This window comes from Aerococcus agrisoli, assembly GCF_003797145.1.
GTDB lineage: Bacteria > Bacillota > Bacilli > Lactobacillales > Aerococcaceae > Aerococcus > Aerococcus agrisoli.
In genome coordinates this window covers 37,564-44,055 of the sequence record NZ_RKMG01000018.1, presented here as the reverse complement: position 1 = coordinate 44,055, position 6,492 = coordinate 37,564, and the positions used below count along the sequence as shown (strand labels likewise).

Here is a 6,492-nt window from a genome sequence, read left to right as displayed (position 1 = left end):
CACCAAAAGTCTGAGACCCTTTTATTTTAGAAAGCCTTCAAAAGCCGTATTCATAGGTGTCTTGACAACTTGTATATACAAAAATGTACTTCTTTATGAAATTAATTTTTTGTATCCGCTTACCAAGAATCGTATTTTTATGGGATTTATGCGAATGAACCTTAAGAAATGTTAAAGTACAATGAAACCGTTTTTGTTTTTTGCAATGATAATTGTGGAATATGTAAACGCTTTGCGTTATAGTTGCATTGTAATGAAAGCGCTTAGTTGCACTGGATTTGATTATATTCTAGGAGGATTTTACATGAGTGAACAAGAAAAATACATTATGGCAATTGATCAGGGGACAACGAGTTCTCGTGCGGTAATTTATAACCATAAGGCTGAGCCAATCGCGAGTAGCCAAAAAGAATTTGAACAAATCTTCCCTAAATCTGGTTGGGTTGAACATAACGCCAATGAAATCTGGAATTCTGTTCAAGCAGTAATTGCTGGAGCATTCATCGAAGGTGGCGTTCGACCAGATCAAATCGCTGGTATCGGTATTACCAACCAACGTGAAACTACAGTTGTTTGGGACAAAGAAACTGGTAAACCTATTTACAATGCAATCGTTTGGCAATCTCGTCAATCAGCGCCAATTAGCCAAAGCTTAATTGAGCAAGGTTTGAAAGACGATATTCAACAACGCACAGGTTTAGTTGTCGATGCTTACTTCTCTGCAACAAAAATTCGTTGGATTTTAGATCACGTTGAAGGTGCTCAAGAACGTGCTGAAAAAGGTGAGTTACTTTTCGGTACAATTGATACTTGGATTTTATGGAAACTAACTAATGGTGAAGTGCATGTAACTGACTATTCAAACGCATCACGTACGATGTTAATGAACATCTCTACTTTGGAATGGGACGACGAAATGTTACGTCTATTAAACATTCCAAAAGTAATGTTACCTGAAATCCGTTCAAACTCTGAAGTATACGGTCATACAGTTGGCTTCCACTTCTATGGTCATGAAGTACCAATTTCTGGTATGGTAGGGGACCAACAAGGGGCATTATTTGGACAATTAGCAACTGAACAAGGTACAGTGAAATCTACTTATGGTACTGGTGCTTTTATCGTTATGAATGCTGGTAATGAGTTAAAAATTTCTAAAAATAACTTATTAACGACTGTTGGTTATGTTATTGGCGATGAAGTAACTTACGCTTTAGAAGGTTCTGTATTCGTTGCTGGTTCTGCAATTCAATGGATCCGTGATGGTCTTGAATTAATCGGTAACGCAGCTGAATCAGAAGCTTTAGCTAACCAATCGCAAAATGAAGATGAAGTATACTTAGTACCTGCTTTTACTGGTTTGGGTGCACCATACTGGGATTCAGATGCGCGTGGTGCGGCTTTCGGTATCACACGTGGTACAACTAAAGCTGACTTTGTAAAAGCTACGCTACAATCAATTGCTTACCAAGTACGTGACATTACTGATACAATGAAGAAAGATACTGGTATTGATGTACCTTTACTAAAAGTTGATGGTGGTGCCGCTATGAACGGCTACTTAATGCAATTCCAATCTGACATCACTGGTATTGAAATTGCCCGTGCTGCCAACCTTGAAACAACTGCTTTAGGTGCAGCATTCTTAGCTGGTTTAGCTGTTGGTTACTGGAAAGATATTGATGAGCTAAAATCATTTAACAAACCAGCCCAAACATTTGAACCGAAAATGAATGATTCTAAGAAAAAACGCTTATACGGTGGTTGGGTAAATGCTGTTCGTGCGACACGTGCTTACTCTCAATACTTCAACGAGGAAGAAACAGAAAACAAGGATTAGTACGACCAGGAGGAATGACAAAATATGTCAAAATTATCATATAAAAGTAGACAAGCAACAATTGAAGCATTAAAAGAAAACCAATATGATTTGTTCATTATCGGTGGTGGTATTACTGGTGCGGGTGTAGCGATTCAAGCTGCCGCATCAGGCTTAAAAACAGCTTTAGTAGACATGCAAGATTTTGCTGAAGGTACATCTAGTCGTTCAACAAAATTAGTCCATGGTGGTATTCGTTACTTGAAAAACTTCGACTTAGAAGTGGTTTCTGATACAGTTACTGAACGTGCTACAGTGCATAACATTGCACCACATATTCCGCAACCAGACCCAATGTTGATGCCGTTATACGATGAGCCAAAAGTTACCTTTAACCCATTACGTTTACAAATTGCTATGGATATTTATGATTCATTAGCAGGTGTAAAAGATACCAAATACGCCAATGAAATGTTAACGAAAGAAGAAGTTTTAGCACGTCAACCTGATTTAATGCAAGAAGGTTTAATCGGTGGTGGTAAATACTTAGACTTTAACAACAATGATTCACGTTTAGTTATTGAAAACATCAAACAAGCCAATGATGATGGTGCTGACTTATTAAGTCATGCTAAAGTAACCGGTTTTGAATATGAAGACGGCAAAATCGTCGCAGTTCACGTTGAAGATAAAGTTTCAGGTGAAAGTTTTACAGTAAAAGCACATATCGTGATCAATACAACTGGTCCTTGGTCTGATACTATCCGTCAATTAGATGGTGAAGATGATAAACCAGCACAAATGCGTCCAACGAAAGGTGTTCACTTTGTTGTTGACCGCGCTAAATTAGACGTAACTCAACCAATTTACTTTGATACTGGGGAACAAGATGGCCGTATGGTATTCGTTTTACCAAGAGAAAATAAAACGTACTTTGGTACAACAGATACTGACTATACTGGCGACTTTGAACATCCAACAGTTACACAAGAAGACGTGGACTACTTGTTAAAAGTGGTTAACCACCGTTTCCCTAAAGCTGGATTAACAATCGACGACATTGAAGCTTCTTGGGCTGGATTACGTCCATTGATTGACTCAAATAACGCATCTGACTACAATGGTGGTGACTCAGGTCGTTTATCAGAACGTACATTTGATGAATTAGTTGAATTATTCGATGGTTACCGTGAAAAAACAGTTGATCGTTCAACTGTAGAAGATAAATTGCAAAGTATTTCTTCTAATACTTCAGAACGTGGCGATGCTAGTCCATCTAGCGTATCTCGTGGTTCAGATTTATCAGTTTCTGCAAGTGGTCTATTCACCTTAGCGGGTGGTAAATTGACTGACTACCGTAAAATGGCAAAAGGGGCTATGGAAAAAGTAATTCCTGCCTTAACAGAATTGACTGGTAAAAACTTCACATTAGTTCAATCAGCAACATATCCTGTTTCAGGTGGACAATTTGACCCAAGTGCTTATGATACTGCTATGGATCAATTTGCCAACATCGGTGCTGCAAGAGGTCTTGCTTACGGGGATGCCTTGAAATTAGCCAAATTGTACGGTTCAAATATGTACCGTGTATTAGCTTACTTACCAGTTGCTAAAGACTATGCTGAGAAATATCGATTACCGATTGATGTAGCAGTTAGCCTAATCTATGCAATTGAAGAAGAAGCAGTATACACACCATTAGACTTCTTTGCTCGTCGTACAACCTTAATGTTATTCCAACACGATAAAATGCTTGCTGTTAAAGATGGCGTACGCCAAGTAATCGCAGAATATCTTGATTTAGATGCTGATGTTGCAGAAGCGCAAGCTAAAGCATTAGACGAAGAAATTGCCAAATCAGAATTACAATATCTAAAATAGTCATTTTTAAAGACATATGTACAATTACAGTGTATAATGAAGAGTAAAATTTTTTTGAGGAGGAAGAAAAATGCAAGGTTTTATCGGAGAATTAATCGGTACTTTCTTATTAGTACTATTAGGTTGTGGGGTTAACGCTGGTGTTAACTTAAACAAATCAAATTCACACAACTCAGGTTGGATTGTAATCACTATGGGTTGGGCATTCGCTGTTACAATCGGTGTTTACGCTTCTGGTTTCTTATCAGCAGCACACTTAAACCCAGCAGTAACAATCGCATTTGCAGTTAATGGTTCATTTGCTTGGGGCGAAGTTGTTCCTTACATCGCTGGTCAAATGGTTGGTGCTATCTTAGGTGCCGTAACAGTTTGGTTAGCTTACCACGAACAATTCGAAGCAACTGAAGACAAAGGTGCTATCTTAGGTACATTTGCTACTGGTCCACAAGTACAAAATACTGTATGGAACTTAGTAACTGAAATCATTGGTACAGCTGTTTTAGTTATTGGTGTTATGGCATTAGGTGCTAACCAATTAGCAGACGGTTTAAACCCAATTCTAGTTGGTGCTATCGTAGCAGCAGTTGGTCTATCATTAGGTGGTCCTACTGGTTACGCAATCAACCCAGCTCGTGACTTAGGTCCTCGTATTGCACATGCATTCTTACCAATTTCTGGTAAAGGTGACTCTAACTGGTCTTACGCATTAGTGCCAATCGTTGGTCCAATCATCGGTGCTATTGTTGCAGCATTACTATACAACACAGTATTACCATTATAATTTCAAAATAATGTAAAAAAAGCGTCAGCCTTCGAAAAGGTTGGCGCTTTTTTAGTATGCATATTTTAGTGAATGGGGTGGATGTCTTTTTCTAAATAAACAACATCTAGCCATTGATCAAACTTATAGCCCATATTTTTACAACGGCCATATTCCGTGAATCCATGTTTTTGATGGAATTTTAAAGATGTTTCATTTGTACCTGTTACCAGGGAAATGATTTTATAAATAGCAGGGTAATTTGCTAAAATTTCATCCTCTAAGGCGTGGTATAACTTACCACCAATACCATGTGCTTTGACATGAGGGTCCAGATAGATAGAAATCTCTTTTGTAGGGCTGTAGCCTTCATATGAACCAGAATCACTTGTATAAGCATATCCAATCACTTTGTCATCAAATGTAGCGACAAGGAAAGGATTCGTACCTTGGCGTTCCTTAATTTGTTCTTCCTTTAAAGATACGTCTGTTAGGTCAATTCTAAATGAATAGGTAGTCGTTTGAATATAGTAGTTATAAATATCAGTCAATGCAGGTGCATCTGACAATACAGCTTCACGAATATTTACTTGGTCAGCAGTAATGGTTTGTGCGTTTGAAATTATTTCTGTCATTAAAATCTTCCTAACTTATCAATATGGTAATACTGTTTTATTTTACCACGGGAAAGGAATGATGACTAATATGAATTATTGTTGGCGATTGATAGGAATAGGTTATCAAAGGTGGACATAGAAAAGGTATTTTAAATATGCTTATCGCTTTAAATAATATATGTTATGTAAACTAAAATATCAATAAACAAAAGCGAAGCTTTATACAGCAAGATTTATTACCTTTAGGAACATATGTTTGGTATAATGAATTCTATGATAAATGTAATGTCTAAGGAGTTTTATTATGGACCAAGAATTTCATCCAGATGATTTCTATCATCGCTACGCTGAGTATTTATCTCAGAAGCAATCTAAGACTAAAGAATCTTATTTAAAAAACATTCGACCCTTTTTAACTTATCTCGACAAGCAATCCATCACCAATCCTACATATCATGATGTTGAACGTTATTTTGATGATTTAATTAATCAACCTAGTCAAACACACATCTTAATTAATGATGTCGATTATGATGAATTATCTGATGAACAACGACGCGCTTTAGATCAATTTCGTTATAAGGATCGTACCATTAAGTCATATCGTAACATGCTGAATCAGTTCTTTAAATGGCTTGAACGTGAAGGTTTATATGAAAATATCGTTCAACGTGCTAATAATAACATCCCAGTACCACATGGTCATGCTAAGGATGCCTTAGATATTGAGGATGTTGAGAAATTACTCGCTTATTTAAAGGATGCTAATGATACACTTGTTGGCAAACGTGATTATGCCATTGTATTACTTGCTGTGACCACTGGTTTACGTACAATTGAGCTGAGCCGTGCTAATTTTGAAGATATACAACGTCGTGGCCTAAATACGGTTATCTATGTTCAAGGTAAAGGACGTCGTGAAAAAGATGAATTTGTCATTATTCCGCGTAAAACTAAGGAAGTTATCCGTGATTATACCAATTTTAGAGAAAATCAAGGCTACATGATTAACAATGATTTAGCGCCATTATTTGCGTCTCATGGTAATCGTAATAAAGGCGGACGTATGTCTACCAGGTCGATTTCTAGACTGATTTCAGCTGCTTATGAAGCCGTTGGTATCCATTCGTCTAAGATTACGCCACACAGCCTACGACATACTGCAGCTACCTTAAGCTTAATTAATGGTGGTAACTTACGTGAAACGCAAAAAATGCTACGACATTCTAGTGTACGTACCACAGAAATCTATGCTCAGGACTTAAATGAAGACTTAAATACATCTAGCCAACTCATTGAAGATCTGATTGATCAATCAAAAATCCTTAAAATGAACGAAGATATAGCCAAACATGATGATTCAGAATAAGCCAAAGCCCCCTCTCCTAAAAGTTGATTTGAGGGGGCTTTTATAT

5 protein-coding genes are annotated in these 6,492 nt (G+C 37.3%); 4 read left to right on the top strand and 1 reads right to left on the bottom strand.

Going from position 1 to position 6,492, the window contains the following annotated elements:
• Positions 1–304 precede the first annotated feature (304 nt).
• The 3 genes from glpK (at position 305) to EF384_RS06395 (ending at position 4,481) form a co-directional block, all read left to right on the top strand.
• The gene (gene glpK / locus EF384_RS06405; protein ID WP_123780407.1) at positions 305–1,840 is read left to right on the top strand and encodes a glycerol kinase GlpK; all 1,536 of its coding nucleotides are present in this window, start codon (positions 305–307) and stop codon (positions 1,838–1,840) included.
• A gap of 24 nt (positions 1,841–1,864) precedes the next feature.
• Positions 1,865–3,700, top strand: coding sequence for a type 1 glycerol-3-phosphate oxidase (gene glpO, locus EF384_RS06400; protein ID WP_123780405.1), 1,836 nt, complete (start codon positions 1,865–1,867; stop codon positions 3,698–3,700).
• Between the two features lie 70 nt (positions 3,701–3,770).
• Positions 3,771–4,481 carry an MIP/aquaporin family protein gene (locus EF384_RS06395; RefSeq protein ID WP_123780403.1) on the top strand — a complete coding sequence of 237 codons (711 nt, stop codon included), beginning with the start codon at positions 3,771–3,773 and terminating at the stop codon, positions 4,479–4,481.
• Positions 4,482–4,546: 65 nt separating this feature from the next.
• Here EF384_RS06395 and EF384_RS06390 read toward each other — a convergent pair whose 3' ends face one another.
• On the bottom strand, positions 4,547–5,095 hold the full coding sequence (locus EF384_RS06390; RefSeq protein ID WP_123780402.1) for a GNAT family N-acetyltransferase: 549 nt from the start codon (positions 5,093–5,095) through the stop codon (positions 4,547–4,549).
• Between the two features lie 286 nt (positions 5,096–5,381).
• Between EF384_RS06390 and EF384_RS06385 the strand changes: the two genes are divergently transcribed.
• The gene (locus EF384_RS06385; RefSeq protein ID WP_123780400.1) at positions 5,382–6,446 is read left to right on the top strand and encodes a tyrosine-type recombinase/integrase; all 1,065 of its coding nucleotides are present in this window, start codon (positions 5,382–5,384) and stop codon (positions 6,444–6,446) included.
• Positions 6,447–6,492: the final 46 nt, after the last annotated feature.

What these genes read in the sequence shown, in the direction of transcription:
- glpK (WP_123780407.1), top strand. Translation starts at nt 305, where the DNA reads ATGAGTGAACAAGAAAAATACATTATGGCAATTGATCAGGGGACAACG.
- glpO (WP_123780405.1), top strand. Translation starts at nt 1,865, where the DNA reads ATGTCAAAATTATCATATAAAAGTAGACAAGCAACAATTGAAGCATTA.
- EF384_RS06395 (WP_123780403.1), top strand. Translation starts at nt 3,771, where the DNA reads ATGCAAGGTTTTATCGGAGAATTAATCGGTACTTTCTTATTAGTACTA.
- EF384_RS06390 (WP_123780402.1), bottom strand. Translation starts at nt 5,095, where the DNA reads ATGACAGAAATAATTTCAAACGCACAAACCATTACTGCTGACCAAGTA.
- EF384_RS06385 (WP_123780400.1), top strand. Translation starts at nt 5,382, where the DNA reads ATGGACCAAGAATTTCATCCAGATGATTTCTATCATCGCTACGCTGAG.